Origin of the sequence: Streptomyces poonensis (assembly GCF_014650915.1) — a bacterium.
Taxonomy (GTDB): domain Bacteria; phylum Actinomycetota; class Actinomycetes; order Streptomycetales; family Streptomycetaceae; genus Streptomyces; species Streptomyces poonensis.
This window is the reverse complement of the sequence record NZ_BMVW01000013.1, coordinates 15,977-37,876: the sequence shown is the minus strand read 5'-3', so window position 1 is coordinate 37,876 and position 21,900 is coordinate 15,977. Positions and strand designations below refer to the sequence as shown.

Below are 21,900 nucleotides of genomic sequence, written 5' to 3'. Positions count from 1 at the left end.
GACCTGCATGTCTACCCCTACTACGCCTCACGAACCAGCACCGACCAGCACGGGCTCGCCACTACCACCCATCACGCTATCGCCTGTCTCCCTTTGATCCACCACTGACCTCAGAAGAAGCGGCCGGAGAAGGCGCGTCTCATCACCTCCCGCCTGCGGTTCCTCGGCATGTTCCTGTAAGTGGCCGATGTTCCTGTACGTGGCCGCCCCGACCCTGCCGCCGGTCGCTCCGGGCTCCTGGTCCCGCCCTTGCCGAAGCCTCAGTGCCTGGCATCGCGGACCGACAGACAACGTCGGCCGACGGATCTGGCCGCTGCGGCCGGCTCATCGCCTCGGGCCGGTCCTTTCGACGCTCGTCGGCGCGCAGCAGCTCCGGAAGCGCGCGAGGACCGGGGGCATCGAGCGGTGGTTCGCCGAACTGACCGCCAAGAAGCCCCGACGCGGCGTCCACCGCTCCGTCCAAGCCCTCGGCGAGGACGGAGCGGCTGCTCCGAACCCGGATCACCTGATTGGTGTCGGGGTCACGTGTCATGCCGCGATGAGCGCCCGCGGTTCAGAGTCCGGAAGGGCGCGCGTTTCGCGCGGTCGAGGAATGGGTCAAGCAGCCGCGGTTCTTCAGCTCGGTGAACACGTGCAGCCAGTACTTGGCGCCCTCGCCGGTCCAGATGCCGAGGATGTCGCGGGTGCCGTCCACGGTCACCGCCATCACCACGTAGATGGGGCGGTTCGCGACTTGACCGTCCCTGATCCTGACCTTGATGGCGTCCACGAACAGGACCGGGTAGACGCGGTCGAGAGGCCGGTTCTGCCATTCGGCCATGCCGTCCATCACCTGGTCGGTGATGGTGGAGATGGTCTGCTGGGACACCTCGGCGCCGTAGGCCTCGGCAAGATGGGCGGAGATCTCGCCGTGCGTGAGGCCCTTCGCGGACAGCGACAGCACCATCTCGTCCACGCCGGTCAGGCGGCGCTGCCGCTTCTTGACAATCTGCGGCTCGAAGCTGCCGGCGGTGTCCCGGGGCAGCTTGACCTCGACGGGGTCGACATCGGTCGGCACGATCTTGGCCCGGGTGCCGTTGCGGCTACTGCCGTTGTTCGTCCCGGCCGGATCATGCTTTTCGTAGCCGAGGTGGTCGATGATCTCGCCCTCCGGAGCGGACTCCAGCACCCGCTCGGTCAGCATCTGCAGCAGCCCGCCCTCGCCGGTCAGCTGCAGCCCGTCCGTACGGGCGCGGTCCACCAGCATCGCGATCAACCGCTCGTCCGTCGCCGTACTCGACGGCGCCTGGACCGGCTGCTCGGCGGGCTCAGGCTCAACGACGGTGTCGGTCATCTCTGGCGTCTCCTCGATCATCAGATCCGCCGTTGATCAGACACTCCCGGCCGGGGCCATGGCCTGGTCGCCACCCTCCCGGCGGGTGCGGCGTTGACCGACTCGACCGCGTCTCGGCAGGCGCAGTGTCGGTCATGGAGCCCTCAGAGCCGGCCGTGGGGATCAGGGCACTGGGGGCCGGGGCCGGCAAGGCCACTGGACGGGGCGGTGCGGGCGGCGGCGACGGGCTGCATGAGGATCAGAGTGAGGTCGTCGGCTGTGGTGGGACGTCCGGTATGGCGATGCAGGAGGTCAAGGAGGCGGTCGAGGGCCTGGTTGAGAGTGGGAGCGTTGAGGGCGGCGAGGACGTTCCGGTCCAGGGGGAAGAAGGCGCCGTCGTGGTTGCGGGCTTCGGTGAGACCGTCGGTGTGGAGGAGCAGACGCTCGTCGGGGAGGAGTGGGGCGCGCTGCAGCTTGGGGTCGGGGGCCAGGCCCAGGGGCGGGGAGGGATCGGGAGGGGCGAGTGGTCGCAGGCGGCGGCCGGCACGGAGGGGTGGGGGGTGGCCGCAGTTGACCAGGCGGACCTCGTCGGGGCGGAGGTCGGCGAGCAGGCAGGTGACGAAATCCTCCGTGCCGAGAGCGGGGCTGAGACGGGCGTCGAGGGTGCGGACGACGCGCACGGGATCGGCTTCGGTGGCGGCGGTGTGCCGGAAGAAGGCCCGGACGGCGGCGGCCAGCGCAGCGGCGTCGGGGCCGTGGCCTTTGACGTCGCAGAGGATCAGGCGGGGCCCCGCCGGGGTGAGGACGGCATCGCACACATCGCCGCCGTGCCGGGCGCCGTCGGCGGGACGGGCACGGACGGCCAGCGCCAGGGACACCTGGGCCATGAGCAGCCGAGCGCGGTCTGCGAACATCTCAGACCTCCTCGACGCGGACTGCGCCCTCGTCCTTCCGGGCGACGAGGCACTGTCTCACCTTCGGCCGGTGGCGGGGACCGAAGTGTCCGAAGTTCTGCGGGCGGGTTCGGCACTTTGCTAACACCTGGTCACCCACGGACGGACAGGTACCGCGAAGGAGACGATTCAAGTGGTACGGAAGCGGCGGGTGGGCAACCTGCCGAGGGAAACGAAACACCTGGTCGGACGCCATGAGGAACTAGCGCAGGTGGCGCGGCTGTGCGGACGGTCCCGGCTGGTGACGGTGACCGGCCTCGGGGGCGTGGGCAAGACCCGGCTGGCGCTGCGAACCGCGGCCGGCCTGCAGTCGCACTTCGCGGACGGGGCCTGGCTGGTGGAGCTGTCCTCCCTGAACCAGGGCCGGGGCCTGCCGTACGCCATAGGCCAAGCGCTGCCGCTGACCGACGAGACCACCCGCCCGATGAGCGAGGTGGTGGCCGAGTACCTGGCCGACCGGGAGATCCTGCTGGTGATGGACACCTGCGAGCACCTTGTCGAGGACTGCGGGATGGTGATCGAGGTGCTGCTGCGGGCTGCCCCGCGGCTGCGGATCCTGGCCACCAGCCGCCGCCCGCTGCACCTGGCCGCCGAGGAGGTGTTCACCCTGGACCCGCTGCCGGTCCCGGAGGCCGATGCGGCGGGGGCAGGGGAAACCGAGGCGGACGCGGTGCTGCTGCTGGCCGAGCGGGCCGCCGAGGCGGTACCCGGCTTCACGGTCACCGCCGCCGACCGGGCCGAGGCGGTGGCACTGTGCCGACGCCTGGAGGGACTGCCACTGGCGATCGAACTGGCCGCGGCACGGCTGGGGGAGTGGCCGCTGGCCGAGCTGAACCGGCGGCTGGCCGACCGGTTCGCGGTTCTGGGCAACACCGAGGACGAGGACTACGAGGCGGATCCGCACTGGCACCAGGCGCTGCGCACCGCCATCGGCTGGAGCCATGAACTGTGCACGCCCACGGAACGGCTGCTGTGGGCCCGGCTGTCGGTCTTCGCCGGCGGCTTCGACACCGAGGCGGCGAGCCGGGTGTGCGCCGACGGGCCGTTGCCCGGCGAGGAGGTACCGGGCCTGCTGCAGGCGCTGGTGGAGAAGTCGCTGCTGATCTGGGTCCCTGCCGTGGCCGGGGAGAGGTACCGGATGCTGGACACGATCCGCGAGTTCGGGGCGTTCTGGCTGCGCGGCCTGGGCGAGGAGGAGGCGGTGCGCCGACGCCACCGCGACCACTACCTGGCCCTGGCCCAGGCCGGCGACGCCGCCTGGCGCGGGCCCGGCCAGGTCGCGTGGCGTGATCGGTTGGCCGCCGAACACGCCAATCTGCGCACCGCACTCGACTTCTGCCTCACCGACGGGGACGGGCACACCGCACTGAAGCTGGGCGGGACGCTGTGGTTCGACTTGTTCGCCCGCGGCTTCCCCAAGGAGGGGCAGCACTGTCCGGACCGAGCCCCGGCCCTGGGTACGGCCTGCGAGTCGGCCCGTGCCCAGGCCGTGTGGGCCCGCGGGCTGACCGCGCTCGCCCAAGGCGACGCGGAGACCGCCGGCCGCCTCGCCGGCATCTTGCGGGAGGCCGTGGCCGAAGACACCGACCCGGCCCTCCGTCGCCGCCCGTCTCAAGGGAGGCAGTCTCTTGGCAGGCGCTCGACTGACGCGGGCCGGGGAAGCGGTCGCCGCGGTGCCGCACCTGTGGCGGATGGACGGGTGTGACGGCACGGCATGGTTTTCCCGCACGGGCCACGGGCCGACCGGGCCTTCGTCGGCCTACCACGACGGTTCGCCGGTCCATCAGCCGGGCATCGCCGTCGGCGCCTCTGCCGTCGTACAGGTCGGCGACCGCTGTCAACTGTGGCAGGGCGGCGCGCGTGAGTCGCTGGTGCACGCCCAGACGGTGAACCTGCCGGCCTCCCCGACGCCTGCCGCCTTCCCTCGTACCGCCATGACCACCGGACCGTCGGCCCGGTCCCGGCAACGCCGGGCCTGCGGCGCCGCGCCGCGCGGTCACCCTCCTCGAAGCGAACGCCGTGCAGGCGCTGACCGTGTCCGACATCGCGGCCGCCGCCACCTGGGCACCGCCGCCCCGCTGCACCACCGGCGCCGACTCGCGCCGGAGCGGGCCCAGCAGGACCTGCTCGCCAACGATCCCGCCACGGGCGTCACCGTCACCGCGATCGCTCGCCCCGCGGCTTCGCCCTTGGGGCTTCGCCCCGCCCGACTCGTTCGCCGCCGCGTAACGCCGGGCCTGCGGGCAGCCGCCCCACAACACCCCGCACACCCACCCGACCGACGGGAACAGCGATGGACACGCTCGTCTTCGACAGCGAGGACCTGGAGCTCACCGAGGATTTCCTCAGCAAGGTCTACACCAAGATGCGGATCGGCAGCGACGCCGAGCACGCCCGGGCGCAGATCTCACGGAACGTCATGGGATCGGTCAGCGTGGACCAGCTCGACTTCGCCTATGACGTGGCGTACGACGCCGACTCCCTGAGCACCATCTGCGTGGGCAGTGTGCAGTCCGGCACCATCGTCCGGCAGTACTTCCCCCACAAGCACGGGACGGAAGGCGTCTTCGGCCCCGACGACGTGTTCGTGTTCGCCCCGCTCGGCCGGCCCTACGGCGGCGCTGTCCACCGTTCCCGCTACAACGTCACCATGCTCGACCCGGTGCTGCTCAGCCAGGTGGCCGCCGCCCTCCCCGGGCGCAGGCCCGAACCGGTGCGGCTGACCGGCGACCGGCCCGTCTCCCCGACCGCCGCCGGGCACCTGCTGCACACCATCACCCACCTGCGCGAGCACGTCCTCGCCGTCCCGGCGATCCGCGAGACACCGCTGGTCGTCTCCACCGCCTCCCAACACCTGGCGGCGAGCGTGCTGAACGCCTTCCCCAACACCGCGCTCACCGACCCCACCATCGAGGACCGCAACGACGCCCACGCGGCCACCGTGCGCCGCGCCGTCGCCTTCATCGACGACCACGCCGACACCGCCATCAGCCTCGCCGACATCGCCGCCGCGGCCTGTGTCAGCATCCGCACGGTACAGTGCGCCTTCCGCCGCCATCTGGACACCACCCCGATGGGCTACCTGCGCCGGGTGCGTCTCGCCCAGGCCCATGCCGAGTTGCTGGCCGCCGACCCCACCACCGGAGTCACGGTCGCCGCCATCGCCGCCCGCTGGGGCTTCTTCAACCCCGGCCGGTTCTCCGTCACCTACCGCACCGCCTACGGCAGCTCCCCGTACCGGACCCTGCGCCGAGACGCCCCCTGAGCCGAGCCGGGAGGGGCCGGGACGGTCACAGGACCGTGCTCCGGCATCCGCCCGGCCCGTGCGCATTCCGCGATGCTGCGTTCTGTGGGTACTTGACGGCGTTTTCCGCGTCTCCGGTATGTCCTGGCCGCCCGGGACGGGACTTTACTGAACGGCATGGAGCGGATCCACGCAGCAGACGCAGGCGGGAAGCGTGCCTCCTCCCGCCGGGCAGGTCGGCCGCCGTCCGTGGACGGCGGCGACCCGCGCCGCGCGTATCCGCTGCACCGCATTCTGGGCTGCCGGGACTTCAGCGAACGGGCCCAGGGACTGGGTGTCGGGCGCCACGGGCACACCCGCCATCGCGTCGTTCCCGCACCTTGCGGCTTGAGGCCCGGTGGTCGGCGCGGGCCCGACACGAGTGCCGCCCACCTTGCGCAGCGGCAGCACGTCACAGCTGATCGGAGGTGACCCTGCCGAGGTCACCCAGGATCGGAGTCGACGGAGTGGCGGTGTCACTGATGGTGTACCAGGGTCTCAGTGGGCTGGTGAGGTTCGGCCCGGGCCGTAGTGAGCGCCTGGGCGAGGGGCGGTTCACCGTGGGCCGGCCACCCGGTATCGACGCCTACGGTTCCCGCGGCCCGATCCGGGAACTGGATCCGGAGCGGGTGCGGCCCCACCGGTGGCCGGCGCTGCTGCCCGCAGCGACACAACCTGGGGAGCAGGCGGTCTTCTGCGTTCCGCCGTACCTCGGAAGGGTCTGCCCGGGCGTGCTGACCGCGCCAGAGTGCCACGGCCGGACCGCTGCCGCCGCAGGCCTGGACGACGGGGTGCCGCCGACCCTGGCAATCACCGACGCGGTACTCGACGCCGTGCGGGTCCCACCAGCGCGGGCCGAGCCCGACCAGGACGTATGGCCCCGTACCGCGATCCACCGGGCCACCGGCACGGCCGGCGTCCAGGCCGGGGTGCCGCCGGCCGCGGCCGTGCTGCTGCGCAGCCACGCCTTCCGGCATGATCGGCCGCTGCTGCAGGTGGCCGAGATGGTGGTGGCCGACCGGGTACAGCCCCAGGACAGGCGTGATGAATCTGACCGATCGGCCGGTCCAGGGCGACAAGGCGATGAGGCCTTGTGACCGCCGTGGACCCTGAGCGCCGGATGCTGCACATCCTGGTCGAGGCCGTCGAGGCCGTCATCGACGGCCACAACCCGATCGATTTCCTGCAGCGGTTCTCAGGGCGCTGCACGGAACTGCTGGAGGTGGCCGCCGCCGGGGTGATGCTCGCCGACGAGCACGACGAATTACAGATCATCGCCGCCTCGGACGAGTACATCCGGTTGCTGGAACTGTCGGCCCTCCAGCACCAGCAGGGTCCGTGGGTGGTCTGTTACCACACCAGCCGTGCGCTGCTGAACATCGACCTGACGTCGCCCGGCGACGTCGCGGCCGGTGCCTCCTTCGCCGAAGCCGCCGGTCGGGCCGGGATCGCGGTCACCCACGCCCTGCCCCTGCGGCTGCACGATGAGGCCGTCGGCGTGCTCAACCTCTTCCACACCCAGCCCGGCCCGCTCAGTGCCCTCGATGCCCGGATGGCGCAGGCCCTGGCCGATCTGGCCGCCATCGCCACCCTTCAGCAGCGCACTCCGGAGTACAACCACGGGGACATCACCCAACCGCGGATCGCGCTGCACAGCCGGATGCTGATCGAGCGGGCCATGGGCATCCTGGCCGAGCGCTGGCACACCACCCCCGATACCGCCTTCGGCCACCTGCGTGCCTACGCTCGCGCCCACCGGCTGCGGTTGACCGACCTCGCTCGTCAGGTCGTCGACGGTACCGCCGACATCGACGCCATCCACCCCTCCTGACACCCCTGCGGCCCGCCGACCAGCAGCACGTCATGGGTGGCGGCCGTGCTCCGCAACTGCAGGGTGCCGCCTCCCTCAGCGCGCATCGTCGGGGTGGCACGGCTCGCTGAGGGCCCCGTCGGGGGTGCTGCGTACGCGGGCGTGGACCGCATCCGCACCATGGCCTTCTACAGCATCGCCCTCCAGCTCGCCGTCTTCGGCCGCAAGCGTGTACAGAGTTACCTCGACGAGGTCTCGCAGACGAACGGGTCGATCGGCGGCCCACCGCTGCCATGCAGCACTTCCTGACGCCGTGGGCAGTTGGTACAGACGCCGTGGGCAGTCGGTACAACGGATAGAAATCCGGCGCAGCGTACGCTTCCCCGGAGTAATCCCTGGGCCTAGCTCAGGCACCAGCCGCGAAAGTAGGTCGCGTAGCGCAGCGGGGCCCGGCCGAGGGCCGCCGTGGCTCTCTTCACGAAGAGTGGGTTCTGGCACAGATTCAGATCTGTGCCAGAACCTGGAAGTGAACGAAGCCAGCCGCCGGGAGCGATCGGCGGCGGCCCTCGGTTTCATGGTGCTGTCCTGGCCGCATGACGGCCGGTGGGTGCGGTCAGGCGTCGCTGGTGTCGGTCGGTGTCGCCTCACCGAGCATGGCGAGGGTCAGCACGTTGCCGGAGATGCCCCAGCCGCCGTCGGCGACCTCTTCGACCAGCACCATGGTGTTGTTACGGGCGCGCTCGCCGTAGATCTCGACATACAGCTCGGTGGTGCGGGTGACGATCTCCTCCTTCTGCTTCGGGGTGAGGGTCTTCTCGGGGACCTTGAAGTTCGCGAAAGGCATGGCTGGTTGTTCCTTCTCTCAGTGGGGCGTTACAGGGAGCTGCCTGCGGTGAGCAGACTGTCCAGTCCGATGCGGCGGAAGGAGTCGGCGCGGACGCGGTCGGCGACCGCGGAGACGACTTCGCCGCCGTCTCGGCTGGGGTCTATGTGGGTGCGCAGCGGCCGAGTGCCATGCGCCATCGCGGCCTTGGCGGTGAAGTACAGGGCCAGGAACGGGGGCAGCCGCCGCGGGTGCTGGAGCTGCCGATCCACACCAGCAGCCCCGAGCCCTGCTCACGCGACTTCGGCAGGGCGGCGCGGTTGACGCGCTGGGTACCCAGGACGTTCACGTCGTGCAGGTCCGCGGCGAACTGCTCGTCGGTGAACGCCTCGGTGGCGCCCAGGACCATGTGTCCGGCGTTGTGCACGGCCATGTCCAGCCGGCCGCGCTCGGCGAGGATCCGGTCGACTGCGGTGTCGGCGGAGTCCTGGCAGGTGACGTCCAGCTCGACGGCGTGCACGTCGACCTGGTGGTCGGTGCCGTAGCGCGCCAGGTCGGCCACCGCGGTCGCGTTACGGGTCGTGGTCTGGCGGATGCCCGCGTAGAGCACGCACGGACAGCGCCCCGATGCCGCTGGAGGCCCCGGTTACCAGAATGACCTTTCCGGCGTCGTCGTTCCTCATGACAGGGTTTCTCGTTGATCGATGGGGTGTGCGGGCGGTTCAGATGATTCCGCCGTTGGCGCGGACGACCTGTCCGTTGATCCAGTGGCCGGCCGGGGAGACCAGGAACGCGACGACCTCGGCAATGTCGGACGGGGTACCGAGGCGCTCCAGCGGGGGCTGGGCGGCCAGGCGGGCGATGGTCTCCTCGTCCTTGCCGTCCAGGAACAGGTCGGTGGCCGTGGGGCCGGGCGCGACGGCGTTGGCGGTGACGTTCCGGCCCCGCAGCTCCCGGGCCAGGATCAGCGTCAGCGCCTCGACCGCGCCCTTGCTGGCGGAGTACGCGCCGTAGTTCGGGAAGGCCAGCCCCACCACGGACGTGGAGAACGTCACGATCGCGCCGCCGGGGCGCACCCGACGGGCGGCCTGCTGGACGACGACGAAGGTGCCCCGAATGTTGGTGCGGTGCAGGTCGTCCAGGACGGCCAGGTCGAGCTCGGCGATCGGCGCCAGGTGGGCCCGCCCGGCCGCGTGCACGACGACGTCGACACCGCCGAACTCTGCCTCGGCCACGTCGAACAGAGCTGCGACGGCGTGTTCGTCGGCGACGTCGGCGCGCAACGCGATCACCCGGGCGCCGCCGTCGGCGGCCTCCTTTGCGGCGGCTTCGGCCTCGTCCTGGTCGCCGGCATAGCCGACCACGACGGCGTACCCGTCGGCGGCCAGCCGGCCGACGGTCCGGCGGCCGATGCCGCGCGAGCCGCCGGTGACGATCGCGACACGGGGTGAGGCGGAGGGCCGGGCCGGGGCGGCCATCCCGTCGAGGGAAGGGGGGACAGGCACTACTGACTCCTGTGGTGGATGCGATCAAGGACGCGGTCTCGCCGTCGCCCTGCTGCGTGCTCAACGATCGGCCGGTCCCCCACCCCTAGCCAGGGCTGCGTCTACCCAGGGGATGCCACCCCCTGGCTACGGCCTGGCGCGCACGCGACCATGAAGGGGTGAACCTTCCAGAACTCGGCGCCTTCCTCAGGACACGCCGCGACCGCATCCGCCCCGCCGAGGTCGGTCTCCCCCAAGGCCCGCGCCGGCGCGTCCCCGGGCTGCGCCGCGAGGAAGTCGCCCAGCTGGCAGGGCTGTCAGCCGACTACTACACGGAGCTGGAACGCGGCAGCGGAAAGCACGGCGTGCAGCCCTCGCCCCAGACCCTGGCCGCCCTCGCCCGAGCCCTGCGCCTGAACGGCGACGAGCGCGACCACCTGTTCCACCTGGCCGAACGGCCGATCCCTCCGTCAGCACACGGACCGTCGACACACGTGCAGCCCGCGCTTCTCGGACTCCTGGACCGGCTGTCCAACACCCCCGCGCGCGTCATCACCGACCTGCACGAAACCCTGGTGGAGAACGACCTGGCCCGGAACCTGCTCGGCAGGTCCCCGGCACACCGCGGCCCGGCGGCGAGCTTCGTGTACCGCTGGTTCACCGACCCGCAGGCGCGTGAGAGGTACCCGCCCGAGGACCACCCGCACCACTCCCGGGTGTTCGTGGCCGACCTCCAGGCAGCGGCCGCCCGGCGCGGCCGGGACACGGAGGTCACGAAGATGATCGCTGCGCTACGCCGCCGTAGCCAGGAGTTCGCAGCCCTCTGGGACACCCACGACGTCGCGGTGCGCCGCATGGACCACAAGAAGATCGTCCACCCCACGCTCGGCATCATCGAACTCGACTGCTACAACCTGCTCAGCGAGGACGGACGCCAACGCCTGCTGTGGTTCACCGCGCCGCCCGGAAGCCCGGGAGCCGAGCAGCTGGAACTGCTGTCCGTCATAGGAACCCAGGACCTGAGCGTCACCGCGGGCACGGCACCGGAGAGGCTGCCCGCGGCCGAATCCGGATCGCGGCGCTGACCCGCGCCGCAGGGGGAGGGCGGGCAACCTCCGTGATCGATTGCCCCTCGGTGCGTGGGCGGCGAGGGAATCTCCGCAGGGCCGGAGGGTTCCGGTCGCTCACGGAGAGATCCGGTCACGCCCGCAACCCGTCCACCGCCGTGTCGATCGCCGCCAGGGCCGCCGGCCGGCCGAGCCCCGCCCTCGATACGAGCGAGAGGCCCTGGACGATATAGAGCAGGAGCTGCGCCTGGGCCTCGGGGGAATGGGTGTCCGTGACCTCTCCGGCGGCCTGTGCGCGGCGGAGTGCGCCGGCGACGATGTCGGTGAACCGGCGGTACGAGCGGGTGACGATCTCCGTGGCTTCGCTGTCCTGGGGGACGAGTTCGGCGGTCGTGTTGCCGACCAGGCAGCCCTGCGGCACGCCCACGTCGGAGATCAGTTCGTCCAGCCGCACGGGATGGGTCAGGATCTCACGCAGGGCGGGCAGGAGCGGGCTGGTGTCGAGCGCGGTCGTCAGGTGCCGCTCGTACACCTCCCAGTAGAGCCTGACGGCTTCGAGGTAGAAGCGGCGCTTGTCGCCGAATGCGCCGTAGAGGCTGCCGCGCTCGACGGCCAGCGCGTCGACCAGGTCCTGGATCGACGTCGCCCCGTATCCCCGGGACCAGAACAGTTCGAGTGCGCGCTCCAGCGTCTGTTCCCTGTCGAACTCGCGGGGGCGTCCGGTTCGTGCCACGTGCTCAATGCTACGACTTCTTGACTCGGCGTTCAAGAAGTCGTAGCTTCCGTTGCAGTACTTCTTGAACGGACGCACAGAAGTCGGTCGCTCACTGGCCGGCACGAAGGGTGAAGCAATGGAATTCGCAGGCAAGACGGCACTCGTCACCGGATCCGGCGCGATCGGCGGACTCGGGCACGCGACGGCCAAGGTGCTGGCCGCGGGCGGAGCCGACCTGGTCCTGACCGGCACCGATCCGGAGCGCGGTGCCCAGGTCGTGGAAGACCTCCGCGCAGCCGGGGGCGAGTCCGCCGGGACGGTGCGTTTCGTCGCTGCCGATGTGTCCGACTCGGCGGACGTGCGACAGCTGGCCGAGGACGCCGGAGCCGTCGACATCCTGATCAACAACGCGAGCGTGATGACGTTCTCCCCGACCATCGGGCAGGACCTCGCGAGCTACGACACCGCCTTCGCGGTCAATGTGCGTGCCCCGTTCCTGCTCACCGCCCTGCTCGCGGAGAAGATGGCCGCGGGCGGCGGCGGCAGCATCGTCAACGTCAGCTCCACCGCGGCCGGCCTCGGCATGCCGGGCATGGCCGTCTACGGCGCCACCAAGGCGGCGCTCGAATCGCTGACCCGTACCTGGGCGGCGGAATTCGCCGAGTCGAACGTGCGGGTCAACGCCGTCGCTCCGGGCCCGATGCGCACCTCCAAGGTGGTCGCGGCGATGGGGCCGGACATGGGTGGCATGGGCCTGACCACCGCACTCAAGCGCACCTCCGACCCGGCCGAGGTGGCCCACGTGATCGCCTTCCTCGCCAGTGACCGGGCCAGTTACATGACCGGGGCGATCGTGGCCGCCGACGGTGGCCGCACCGCGATCTGAAAAGAGACAGAACAATGGATCGTCTTGCGGGAAAGCACGCACTGATCACAGGGGGGACGAGCGGCATCGGCCTGGCAACGGCCCGCGAATTCCTCGCCGAGGGAGCGACTGTCGCCATCACCGGCCGCTCGCAGGAAAAGCTGGACGAGGCAGCCCGGCAATTGGACGGCCCGCTGCTGACCATCGCCAGTGACGCCGGCGACGTACCCGGCCAGGCGGCGCTCGCGGCGCGGCTCCGGGAGGAATGGCCGAAGCTCGACATCCTGATGAGCAACGCCGCCGACGTCACTCACCTCCCGATCGAGGCATGGACCGAGGAGGCGTTCGACAGGCTCCTCGCGACCAATCTCAAGTCGCCGTTCTTCCTGATCAGGGACATGCTGCCGCTCTTCTCTCAGCAGTCCTCGGTCATCCTCGTCGGCTCGGTCTCCGCGTACATCGGACACGAGAACGCGACGGTCTACGGCGCGGCCAAGGCGGGCCTGCTCTCCTACACGCGCGGGCTGACCCATGAGCTGAAGGACCGGGGCATCCGCGTCAACGGACTGAGCCCAGGCCCGACGATCACCAACGCGTTCGCGCCCCTCGGCCCCGAGCGCCAGGCCGCCCTCTACGAGGAACTCCGGCAGACCGTGCCTCTCCATCGCCTGGGAACCGCCACCGAGCTGGCGAAGGCAGCGGTCTATCTCGCCTCGGACGAATCCGCCTACACCGCAGGGACCGTGCTGCGCGTCGATGGGGGCATCGGGCAGCTCGCGTACTAGGGTCCGTCTTCGAACGAATCCGTTCGGGCAGGTCACGCCAGGAGATCCCGGTCCGGATCTTGTGGACCATACCGTTGATCACCCGTGATCACCCGTGATCACCCGGCGGTCCTCCACCCGCGGCCGACCGTTCGCGGCCCGCGGATCAGCGGAGCGAGTAACTCCCACTCCTGATCGGTGCGTTCATGTCGGCGTACCACCCCACCATGATCCACCATCTAGCGATCCTCGAAGCCGGATCCTAGCCGTGGAAGGTCGTGACCTCTTCGAGCGCAGCCCGCTCGGTCGTGACGTGGTTCACCGGCGCGGCCTCGTCGGCGTAACCGAAGGAGATGCCCACGAGCAGTCGCCCTGCCGTGACCGCGAGTTCGGCGCGGACCGTGTCGGCGTAGAAGCTCAGCAGCCCCTGCGGGCAGCTCGCCACGCCGTACGCGGTCATCGCCAGGAGCAGCGTCTGCATGTAGGCGCCGACGTCGGCGGCCAGCCGGGGCCCGCCGTCCCCGGTGACGAACAGGAACGCGGCGTGCGGCGCGCCGTAGAAGCGCAGGCTCTGCGCGTCGTAGGCCGCCCGCGCCTCGCGATCGTCGGGGCCGATGCCCAGCGCTCCGTACAGATGGGCGCCGAACGCCGCCCGGCGCTCCTGGTGCACCTGTGCGTACATGTCCTCGGAATACGGGAAGTCGGCCGAGGTGCGGTGTGCGGCGTGGGCCGCCTGCAAGGCGTCCGCCAGGCGCTCACGCGCGGCGCCGCTGACCACCTCCACCCGCCACGGCTGCGCGTTGGAGTTGGACGGCGCGGCGCCGGCCAGCGAGAAGATCGACCGCATCGTGTCCTCGGGCACGGCGTCCGGACGGAACGCGCGGGTCGCGTGACGGCCGCGTATCAGCTTCTCCGCGCAGCCGCTCAGCTCGGTGGGGACCAGCAGGCTCATGGAACACTCCTCGACAGCAAATGATGTAAACGGGATCGTTTACCTTGCGGGTACGGCGGGACCCTAGCAGACTCCGCCCTCCGAGGTAAACGCTGGCGTATACTTGGTGTATGAGTGCGACGACTACGGCCTCCGGGGGGCGCGGGCGTGGCGGACGGGAGCGCATCCTGGCAGCCGCCGCCCGGCTGTTCGCGGTCCAGGGGATCAACGCGACCGGCATGGAGCAGGTCGCGGAGGCGGCACCGGTGTCCAAGCGGACGCTCTACGCGCATTTCCGGACCAAGAGCGACCTGGTGATCGCCCACCTCCAGCACCTCGCCTCGTCGGGGGCGACCCTGGAGAGCGTGCTGACCCGCGAGGACATCCCTCCGCGGGAGCGGATCCTCGGGCTGTTCGACCAGCCCGCGCCGGACGCGGCACCGGTGCGCGGGTGCCCGTTCATCGATGCCGCGGCGGAGTTCCCCGACCCGGACAGCACGGTCCACTCCTACGCCCGCGAGCAGAAACTGCGGATGGTGGAGCTGGTCACCGCACTGGTGACGGAGCTGGGCTGCCGCGAGCCGGCCGCACTCGCCGAACAGCTGGTCACCCTCGCGGACGGGGCGGCCAGCCGGGCCATGGTGCTGGACGAAGCGGACTACGGCCGGCACGCAAGGGCGGCAGCGGAGACCCTCCTCGCGCACGCCCTCGCGGGGTGACCCATCGGCCTCCGGCCGCAGCCCCTCCCCCGCTTGCCCGCCGCTGTCCGCCCGTTCGCGGATACCCGTCCTCACGGCACGCGGCAGGTTCTCATGCCGCCGGGTCGGTGACCACGGACAGGCCGAAGGGCGGCGGCATCTGCGGCAGCGGCGGACCCCCCCAGCCGCTGCCGGACGTGACGGCGAGGTCGATCAGGGCCCGGGTCGCGGGCCTGACATCGGCCGCGCTCTCGCCGTCCTCCGGGACCATGACGCCGAGGTGGACGCGTCGAGGTGGACCAGGTGTGCTCTCCGGTCCGGGACCTCCCCTCGCGACCCAGTGCCGGGCCGGTCATCTCCGCCGCGGCCGACCAGACTCGCCCTTCGACTCCCCTTCGACTCCCCTCCGACTCGCCCTCCGTACCGACCTGGTGGCTGCCTTCGCCGAAGCCGCTACCGAGGACGCCTCTGCAGGGCTTCGGCCCGCAGAGGCGTTGCTCTTGAGCGAGCGAGGCGTCAGGCGTCGGGCATCCGGCACTTGCGGCAGGAGTTCCGGTGAGCCTGGGGGCGCATCCGGTTCCCGGCGGTGCGGGGAGGCAGACGCGGGTGCGGGCGGTCAGCCGGTGTTCGTGCGGGATGCGCCGAGGAGGGAGCGGTGCCGATCCAGGATCCCCTCGACGGTTCTCATCAGCCGGTTCCCCGCCTGATCGATGCTTCCGTTCTGGGTGCTGACCTGCGCGCCTTCGAGTACGAAGGTGATCTCGGCCGCGGCCTGCTCGGGATCGGGCAGCCCGGCCTCGGCGCACATGCCGACCAGTCTGCGGGTCTGGTGGGCCTTGTGCTTCTCGATCACTTGCCGTGCGGGGTGGGAGCGGTCGGGCAGCTCGGCGAGGGAGTTGATGAACGGGCAGCCCCGGTGGGAGATCGCCGGCAATCCCTCGGCGATGAAACGGGCCAGGCCAAGGATCTGCTCCCTGGGCCGGCCGGGGTGTTCGGCCTCGGCCCGGTCGAAGGCCGCCTGGTAGTCGGCGGCGACGATCCGCAGCCACTCCGCGACCAGCGCGTCCTTGGTCTCGAAGTGTCGGTAGATCGCCATTTTCGTGGTCTCGGCCTTCTCGGCGATCGCCTGGACGCTCACCCGCCGGATCCCCTCGCTCTGGAAGAGCTCTTCCGCTGCGTCGAGGATGCGCTCACGGGGCGGCAGTTTCGCCACCCTGCTCGGCCTTCTGGCGGTCGATGCCATGCCTTCTCCGTGACGTCCGGTCCGGTGTGGCCCCCACACCCACCGCTACGGTACCAGTCCGTTCCATGCGATACCGTCGGGTCTCATCAGAGACCCAGCGGTATCGTTCTGCCTGTGGGAGGGACAGTGAGAATTTCCGAGTACGTGAGCTTCGACGCGGTCGGGCTCGCGGAGCTGGTGGCCAAAGGCGAGGTGACCCCCGCCGAAGTGGAAACAGCCGCACGCGAGGCCGCGCAGGCGGTCAATCCGCAGATCAACGCCATCGTGGAGACATGGCCGGCCGACGACGCGCCCACCCCCGGCAGCACACCGCTGGCCGGGGTTCCTTTCCTGATCAAGGACATCGCGGTCTCCATGGCCGGGAGGCGAATGGAGCTGGGCAGCCGTCTCGCACTCGGCCACGTCGCCGGCGCCGACTCCTCCCTGATGCTCCGCTTCCGCCGCGCCGGCCTCGTGACGTTCGGGAGGACCGCGACACCGGAGATGGCCTACAGCATCACGACGGAACCACTGCTGTACGGCGCGACCCGCAACCCGTGGGACCTGGAGCGGAGTGCGGGCGGATCCAGCGGGGGCGCGGGCGCGGCTGTCGCTGCCGGGGTGGTCCCGATCGCACACGCCACCGACGCCGCCGGCTCGCTGCGCATCCCCGCCGCCTACAACGGCCTCTTCGGGCTGAAGCCCACCCGTGGCCGGGTCTCCATGGGCCCCGGCGTCGACGAGGTCTTCAACGGCCTGGCCGTGCACGGCAGCGTCAGCCGCACGGTACGCGACAGTGCGGCACTGCTCGACCAGATCCGCGGCCCGGAACCGGGCGACCCCTACTTCGCCCAGCAGCCGTCCCGGCCGTACGCACAGGAAGTGATCCGCCCCCCGGGCCGGCTGCGGATCGGTGTCCTCACCCAGGCGTGGGGCGGACGCCGCACCACCCCGCCCGTGGCCGACGCGCTCTCTCGCACCGTGCGTCTGCTCGAATCCCTCGGCCACCAGGTGGAGGAGGCCGAGGTCCACCTCGGGGCCGACTGGGAGGAGTTCGTCCTGGCCAACGCCCGTCTGATGACGGCGAATCTGACGGCCCAGGTCGACGAGCTGGCTGCCGCCTTCGTCCGGCCCGTCGACTCCTCGACCCTCGAGCCGTTCACCCTTGCCGGCTACCACTACGGACAGCGGGTCAGCGGCGCCCAGTTCGTCACCGCTCTCACGATCCGGAACCGGGTGGCTCGAAGCCTGGCACGGTACTTCGACGCCCACGACATGCTGCTCACCCCCACTCTGCCGGAACTGCCCGTACCCCTGGGCACCTATGCCGAGGGTGCACAGGCGCTGGACGGCCTCGGCTGGATCGACCGCCTCAACGACCGCTCACCGTTCACCATGGCGTTCAACGTGGCGGGCACGCCCGCCATGTCCGTTCCTGTGACGGCCGACGCCGCGACGGGGCTCCCGATCGGAATGCAGTTCGCCGCCGGTCACGGACTCGAAGGCCGCCTCTTCCGCCTCGCCGGACAACTCGAACAGGCGAGCCCCTGGTCGGGCCGAACCCCCACGGTGTGGGCGGGGAGTCCCACCGGCCCCTGAGCGGTGTGCTGCTGCTTGGCCGGCGCATCCGGACCCGCCTCGGAAACTCCACCGCTCAACGGCTTGAAGGGATCCAGCCTCGACTCTGGACGTCGCTGCTGCCTGCGTGGCTCCGACCACTGGCTGTCCGGAGTCCGCCGCACCGTCCGCCAGGTGACGCTGTACTTGCGTACGGCTGACCGCGGCCCGCACCCAGCACAGAACTCCGAGCCGTCCGGACCACTGAGCCGAGTATCCCCGGCCACAGCGGGCCAGACGCCGGAACTCGCCGTCGGGCTCTTGTGCTCGACCAGACGACTCGGACAAGACCCGCACCGCACTCACCGCCCGCGACCTGCACGGCCGCATCGCGCACAAAAGTGAGAAGGCGCCGATTCAGGCCAGTGGATGCCGTCGGCCCGGTGCGGCCGCCGGCATGCTGGGCCGCAGAAGGCCGAGTTCCGGAGGAGTCGGTGCCCGTCAGCCTTGGGTGACGTCCTCCGGTGCCGCCCGAGCGAGGGTGTCCGCCACCGTTGTGCAGGCGAGCCGGGCCACGGAGCGCAGCTCGGCGTCAGAAGCGCCGGCACAACTCAGTACAGTCAGCGACTGGTTGACGGCGACGACGAATGTGGCGAGTTCATCGAGCGTTCGGGTGTCGGCCGAGGAGTCCGCCAGTGCCGCGCGTACCCGTTGGCGCTGCAGGTCGAGCAGGCCACGCACCTGAGTACTGTTCTCCTCCTGGACCGCACGTACCGGATCACCGGGGTGCGCCGTCAGTGCCTGCTCGTACTGCGCGCCGTAGACCGACGCGTAGCGGTCGAGGCACTGGCGGAACAGGGCGTCCTTGGTGCCGAAGGTGCCGTAGAGGGAGCCGCGGCCGAGACCGGTGGCGGAACCGAGGGCATCGAGTGAGGCGTCGGCGTATCCGCGCTGCCAGAACGTGGCGGGCGTCGTGGTGTTCGAGACCGGCCTGTGGGCACGGTCGAGCTGCGCCTGCACGCCGTGACCGGCGGCGAACGACCCGCGCTGCTGCTGCTCGCCGGCTGGCCCCAGACCTGGTACGCCTGGCGCCTCGTGATGCCCGCGCTGGCCCAGGACTTCCAGGTCGTCGCGGTCGATCCGCGCGGTGTCGGACTGTCCGACGAACCCCTGGACGGGTACGACACCGGCACGCGGCCAATGACCGCCTCTGGCACTTCGCCTTCAACCGCCTCACCGGCGTCAACGAACAGTTGGTCAGCGGACGGGAACACCTCTACTTCGGCCATCAGTTCGCCACGAGATCCGCGAAGGCACTGCCCGACTACGCCGTCCAGTACTACGTCGACATCCTCGCCGCCGACCCGGAAGCCCTGCGATCCAGCTTCGAGTTCTACCGCGCACTCGATACGACCATCGAACAGAACCTCAGGCGCAGGACTCGACGGCTGTCCCGGTCTAGGTGCCTCGCCGGGTTGGAGTGGACTCGCCGGTGAGACGGCGGGCCATCAGGTCGGTCATCCGGAGCCGGATGAGGGCGGCGGAGCGGGCGGGCAGCGTCTCGTTGTCGCGGGCGAGCCGACGGAACATCCTGATCCGTCCGAAGGTACGCTCGGCCGTCCACCGGCGGGGCAGCGGAGCGAAGCCCCGGCTGCCCGGAGCGCGCTGGACGACTTCCAGGAGCTTCCCGTGACCCTGGCCAGGGGCCAGCGCCGCGGTGAGCACGTGAGGCGGTTGACGGCCTGGGCCCTGGCCGACCAGTTCGTCGCGCCGATCGCTGAGCAGGCGCAGGGATGTCGTGTTGTCCTCTCCCAGTGGGGTGGGACGTGCAGGCCCGTTGCGTGCAGGGCGGCGATCTCTATCGCTCGGGCGTCGGCCGGATCGGTCTTGCGCGGGTGGCCATGGGTGAGCAGACGCACTCGGGTGGACGGCTTGGCCGGCGCATCGACGATCTTCTCGCGCTGCCGCAGGAGCCTTTGTGCCAGGTCCCGCCGCACGCCCCGGGCGTTCTCGATCACCCACCGGTGCCGCGGCCACCGGCGCGACCAGCGCAGCAGGCGCCGGAAACCGTCGTCGGTGACGTCGCCGCGGAGCGGTGCTCGCGCTGGTTCATAGCTGCCTCCCCGAGAAGCGGCATCCATGAGGAACGGGGAGGACCGTCCAACGTCAAGCACGGCAGACCTCTCTGGAGTCACCCCCCGGAACACGGGCCCCGGGCAGGCGCATGCCGGTTGCGGGCCAGCCGACGAGGCGGCATCCCCTCACCAGGCCGCGCTCCACCTCGCCGGCATCCTCATCCGGACCCGACGCTGACCAAAGAGACAGAACCCAGCGCCTGGTGAGTGGCGACCCGGAAATGCGTGCAGCAGCCTCATGATCCCCGAAGACCAACGGCCGGGTCCGACATCACGGGCGGATACTTCCGTTCCATCACCGTCCGTCACGCGTCCCCGTACGCCTCTCCCCCGAGCTCGAACCGGGCGGCGCCCGCCGTCACATCGGCCAGCCAGGCCTGGAAGGAGTCCACGTCGGAGTCCGGCAGACCGATCTCGATCGTGACGGACTCCGCATACCGCACATCCCGGACTTCCCGCCCGGTGGACCGCAGCTCGTTCTGCACCTTGCCGGCCCGCTGGTGGTCAACGGTCACCGTCGCGAGCCGGAAGCGCCGGCGCGTGACCGTGCCGAGGGCGTCCAGAGCCTCGCCCACCACGCCGCCATAGGCCCGGATGAGTCCGCCCGCGCCCAGTTTGATCCCGCCGTAGTAGCGGGTGACGACGGCGACGACGTACCGCATGTCCCGGCGCAGCAGCATCTGGAGCATGGGCACGCCCGCGGTCCCGCCCGGTTCCCCGTCGTCGCTCGCCTTCTGGATCCCCGCGTCGGCGCCGATGACGTACGCGGAGCAGTTGTGCGTGGCCGTCGCGTGCTCCTTGCGGACAGCGGCGATGAAGTCCTGGGCCTCCTGCTCGGTGGCGGCCGGGGCGAGCGCGCACAGGAAGCGGGAGCGGTTGATCTCGACCTCGTGCACACCCGCGCGCGCGACGGTGCGGTACTCGTCCTGCATCCCGCCAGCCTATGCGTGCGGTCAGGAGGTCTCCGCCCGGCCCCTCGGCACCATCACGTCCGTCAGCAGCGCCCCGCCGGGGGTGAGGTCCCGCCAGGTGCGGCCGTGCCAGGCGAGCACGGCGATCGCGGAGGTGGGGAACTTGGTGCGGACGGCCCGCAGGGTGTCGTCGAGGCCGTCCCCGGCCAGCTCCAGGACGAGTTCCTCCAGGCCCGGATTGTGCCCGACGATCAGCAGCGTCCCGACCTCCTCGGGGACGGCGCGCACGACGACCAGCAGTTCGGGCACGGTCGCCGCGTACAGCTCCGGTTCGTACCGTACCGGCGGCGGTGTGCCCCACTGCGCGGCGGCGAGCTCCCACGTCTCGCGCGCGCGGAGGGCGGTGGAGCACAGCGCCAGGTCGGGCAGCCGCCCGGCGTCGGCGAGGGCGCGCCCGGCGGCGGGCGCGTCGCGCCGGCCGCGCGGGCCGAGGGGCCTGTCGTGGTCGGCCACGCCGGCCGGCCGGGCGGACTTGGCGTGCCGCAGGACGACGAGACGGCGCAGCGGGCCCGTTCCGGTGCGCTCTATCACGCCGGGGCTCCGACGTCCCGGGTGAGCTCGAGGCCGAGGAGGCGGTCCGCGTAGGCGTACGTCTCGAAGCGGGCGCCGTCGGGCAGGTCGTCCACGCGCTCGACCCGGCGCAGGACGTCGAGCACGGCGGGCATGTCCAGGTCGTCCTCCCACGCGGAGCGCAGTTCCCGCAGTACGGCCTCGGGGACGGGCCGCGACGGGCGGGTGGCCCAGGCGGCGACGGCCCCGCGCCAGCGCGCGAGCGTGTCACGGGCCGCGTCCGCGACGTCGCCGCCGAGCGCGGCGGTCTCCGCGCGCGGGTGGGCCAGCAGCGCGTAGCGCAGGGCGGGACCGTCGGCCGAGGTACCGGCCGCCGTGTTCCCGGCCGGCGCGACCGTGATGCGGACGCCGTCCTCGGGTACGGCGGTGCCGGGGGCCGCCACGTGCAGGGCGGCCCGTCCCGCGGCCGGCGCGGTGGTCCCGGCGGCGGGCCGGATACCGAGGGCGGTGGCACGCGCCTGCAGTTCCGGGGGTGGGTCGGCGACGGTGAGGACGGGTACGCCGTCCAGTTCCAGGGCCCGGGCGAGCACGTCGGCGACCAGCAGGACGCGCAGGGCCGAGGTGTCGGCGCCGGTCACGTGGGCGTGGACGCGGGTGAGGGTCCGGCGCAGCTCGGTGGGCTCGCCGGTGCGGGCGTCGGTGATGCGCAGCACGGGGCGAGCCTAGGGCGGAAGCGGCGCGGGCCGCAGGAGGGCGGCAGGACTTGGCGGAGGGTCGTACGCGACCGGCCCTTCCCGGCC

At 71.2% G+C, this 21,900-nt stretch carries 22 protein-coding genes and 3 pseudogenes; 12 read left to right on the top strand and 13 right to left on the bottom strand.

Annotated features, from left to right (window positions below; all coding sequences use genetic code 11):
* Positions 1–604: 604 nt before the first annotated feature.
* Together IE242_RS26580 and IE242_RS26575 are read right to left on the bottom strand one after the other, a co-directional pair.
* A pseudogene (locus IE242_RS26580) lies at positions 605–1,246 on the bottom strand (IS256 family transposase); the annotation flags it as partial.
* 230 nt (positions 1,247–1,476) lie between these two features.
* Positions 1,477–2,226, bottom strand: a complete 750-nt coding sequence (locus IE242_RS26575) for a PP2C family protein-serine/threonine phosphatase (RefSeq protein WP_189863565.1) — start codon at positions 2,224–2,226, stop codon at positions 1,477–1,479.
* 172 nt (positions 2,227–2,398) lie between these two features.
* Here IE242_RS26575 and IE242_RS26570 point away from each other — a divergent pair, with 172 nt between their 5' ends.
* The 5 genes from IE242_RS26570 (at position 2,399) to IE242_RS26550 (ending at position 7,667) form a co-directional block, all read left to right on the top strand.
* A complete protein-coding gene (locus tag IE242_RS26570) occupies positions 2,399–3,970 on the top strand; it encodes an ATP-binding protein (protein WP_189863563.1) in 1,572 nt (523 codons plus the stop codon).
* Between the two features lie 588 nt (positions 3,971–4,558).
* Entirely contained in the window at positions 4,559–5,530 is a 972-nt protein-coding gene (locus IE242_RS26565; protein ID WP_189863561.1) for a helix-turn-helix transcriptional regulator, read from the top strand.
* Between the two features lie 749 nt (positions 5,531–6,279).
* Positions 6,280–6,645 carry a hypothetical protein gene (locus IE242_RS26560; protein WP_189863559.1) on the top strand — a complete coding sequence of 122 codons (366 nt, stop codon included), beginning with the start codon at positions 6,280–6,282 and terminating at the stop codon, positions 6,643–6,645.
* Positions 6,642–7,379, top strand: coding sequence for a GAF and ANTAR domain-containing protein (locus IE242_RS26555; protein WP_189863557.1), 738 nt, complete (start codon positions 6,642–6,644; stop codon positions 7,377–7,379). Before IE242_RS26560 ends, IE242_RS26555 begins: the two co-directional genes overlap by 4 nt.
* Before the next feature lie 93 nt (positions 7,380–7,472).
* Entirely contained in the window at positions 7,473–7,667 is a 195-nt protein-coding gene (locus tag IE242_RS26550) for a hypothetical protein (RefSeq protein WP_189863555.1), read from the top strand.
* A 304-nt stretch (positions 7,668–7,971) separates the two neighbouring features.
* Here IE242_RS26550 and IE242_RS26545 read toward each other — a convergent pair whose 3' ends face one another.
* The 3 genes and pseudogenes from IE242_RS26545 to IE242_RS26535 form a co-directional block, all read right to left on the bottom strand.
* The gene (locus tag IE242_RS26545; protein ID WP_012013599.1) at positions 7,972–8,202 is read right to left on the bottom strand and encodes a tautomerase family protein; all 231 of its coding nucleotides are present in this window, start codon (positions 8,200–8,202) and stop codon (positions 7,972–7,974) included.
* 29 nt (positions 8,203–8,231) lie between these two features.
* Positions 8,232–8,864 (bottom strand): annotated as a pseudogene (locus IE242_RS26540) (SDR family NAD(P)-dependent oxidoreductase).
* A 39-nt stretch (positions 8,865–8,903) separates the two neighbouring features.
* Entirely contained in the window at positions 8,904–9,659 is a 756-nt protein-coding gene (locus IE242_RS26535) for an SDR family oxidoreductase (RefSeq protein WP_229859509.1), read from the bottom strand.
* A gap of 185 nt (positions 9,660–9,844) precedes the next feature.
* Between IE242_RS26535 and IE242_RS26530 the strand changes: the two genes are divergently transcribed.
* Positions 9,845–10,750 carry a helix-turn-helix transcriptional regulator gene (locus IE242_RS26530; protein ID WP_189863552.1) on the top strand — a complete coding sequence of 302 codons (906 nt, stop codon included), beginning with the start codon at positions 9,845–9,847 and terminating at the stop codon, positions 10,748–10,750.
* A gap of 115 nt (positions 10,751–10,865) precedes the next feature.
* Here IE242_RS26530 and IE242_RS26525 read toward each other — a convergent pair whose 3' ends face one another.
* Positions 10,866–11,465, bottom strand: coding sequence for a TetR/AcrR family transcriptional regulator (locus tag IE242_RS26525; protein WP_189863550.1), 600 nt, complete (start codon positions 11,463–11,465; stop codon positions 10,866–10,868).
* Between the two features lie 118 nt (positions 11,466–11,583).
* Between IE242_RS26525 and IE242_RS26520 the strand changes: the two genes are divergently transcribed.
* Both IE242_RS26520 and IE242_RS26515 read left to right on the top strand, forming a co-directional pair.
* Positions 11,584–12,333 (top strand): SDR family NAD(P)-dependent oxidoreductase, encoded by a 750-nt coding sequence (locus tag IE242_RS26520; protein WP_189863548.1) that lies wholly within the window; start codon positions 11,584–11,586, stop codon positions 12,331–12,333.
* Positions 12,334–12,347: 14 nt separating this feature from the next.
* Positions 12,348–13,097, top strand: coding sequence for an SDR family oxidoreductase (locus IE242_RS26515; RefSeq protein ID WP_189863546.1), 750 nt, complete (start codon positions 12,348–12,350; stop codon positions 13,095–13,097).
* Between the two features lie 241 nt (positions 13,098–13,338).
* Here the strand turns inward: IE242_RS26515 and IE242_RS26510 are convergent, their stop codons facing one another.
* Positions 13,339–14,028, bottom strand: a complete 690-nt coding sequence (locus IE242_RS26510) for a nitroreductase (RefSeq protein WP_189863544.1) — start codon at positions 14,026–14,028, stop codon at positions 13,339–13,341.
* 110 nt (positions 14,029–14,138) lie between these two features.
* Between IE242_RS26510 and IE242_RS26505 the strand changes: the two genes are divergently transcribed.
* Positions 14,139–14,726 carry a TetR/AcrR family transcriptional regulator gene (locus IE242_RS26505; protein ID WP_189863542.1) on the top strand — a complete coding sequence of 196 codons (588 nt, stop codon included), beginning with the start codon at positions 14,139–14,141 and terminating at the stop codon, positions 14,724–14,726.
* A gap of 91 nt (positions 14,727–14,817) precedes the next feature.
* On the opposite strand, the gene IE242_RS26500 is transcribed toward IE242_RS26505, so the two are convergent.
* Positions 14,818–14,976 (bottom strand): hypothetical protein, encoded by a 159-nt coding sequence (locus tag IE242_RS26500; RefSeq protein ID WP_189863539.1) that lies wholly within the window; start codon positions 14,974–14,976, stop codon positions 14,818–14,820.
* 345 nt (positions 14,977–15,321) lie between these two features.
* Positions 15,322–15,948 (bottom strand): TetR/AcrR family transcriptional regulator, encoded by a 627-nt coding sequence (locus IE242_RS26495; protein ID WP_189863537.1) that lies wholly within the window; start codon positions 15,946–15,948, stop codon positions 15,322–15,324.
* Positions 15,949–16,074: 126 nt separating this feature from the next.
* On the opposite strand from IE242_RS26495, the gene IE242_RS26490 reads away from it, so the two are divergent.
* Together IE242_RS26490 and IE242_RS38000 are read left to right on the top strand one after the other, a co-directional pair.
* Complete coding sequence (locus IE242_RS26490; RefSeq protein WP_189863535.1) at positions 16,075–17,526, top strand: amidase; 1,452 nt, start codon at positions 16,075–16,077, stop codon at positions 17,524–17,526.
* Between the two features lie 295 nt (positions 17,527–17,821).
* A pseudogene (locus IE242_RS38000) lies at positions 17,822–17,914 on the top strand (IS5/IS1182 family transposase); the annotation flags it as partial.
* A gap of 71 nt (positions 17,915–17,985) precedes the next feature.
* Here IE242_RS38000 and IE242_RS26485 read toward each other — a convergent pair.
* The gene (locus IE242_RS26485) at positions 17,986–18,504 is read right to left on the bottom strand and encodes a TetR/AcrR family transcriptional regulator (RefSeq protein WP_189863534.1); all 519 of its coding nucleotides are present in this window, start codon (positions 18,502–18,504) and stop codon (positions 17,986–17,988) included.
* A gap of 233 nt (positions 18,505–18,737) precedes the next feature.
* Here IE242_RS26485 and IE242_RS38935 point away from each other — a divergent pair, with 233 nt between their 5' ends.
* Positions 18,738–18,980 carry a hypothetical protein gene (locus IE242_RS38935; RefSeq protein ID WP_308436788.1) on the top strand — a complete coding sequence of 81 codons (243 nt, stop codon included), beginning with the start codon at positions 18,738–18,740 and terminating at the stop codon, positions 18,978–18,980.
* A gap of 944 nt (positions 18,981–19,924) precedes the next feature.
* Here IE242_RS38935 and IE242_RS26470 read toward each other — a convergent pair.
* From IE242_RS26470 to IE242_RS26460, 3 genes are read right to left on the bottom strand one after another with little or no spacing between them, the layout of a single operon-like run.
* The gene (locus tag IE242_RS26470; protein ID WP_189863530.1) at positions 19,925–20,551 is read right to left on the bottom strand and encodes a YigZ family protein; all 627 of its coding nucleotides are present in this window, start codon (positions 20,549–20,551) and stop codon (positions 19,925–19,927) included.
* A gap of 21 nt (positions 20,552–20,572) precedes the next feature.
* Positions 20,573–21,121: a SixA phosphatase family protein gene (locus tag IE242_RS26465; protein ID WP_189863528.1), complete on the bottom strand. Its 549-nt coding sequence runs from the start codon at positions 21,119–21,121 to the stop codon at positions 20,573–20,575.
* The gene (locus IE242_RS26460) at positions 21,118–21,813 is read right to left on the bottom strand and encodes a hypothetical protein (protein ID WP_189863526.1); all 696 of its coding nucleotides are present in this window, start codon (positions 21,811–21,813) and stop codon (positions 21,118–21,120) included. Before IE242_RS26460 ends, IE242_RS26465 begins: the two co-directional genes overlap by 4 nt.
* Positions 21,814–21,900 lie beyond the last annotated feature (87 nt).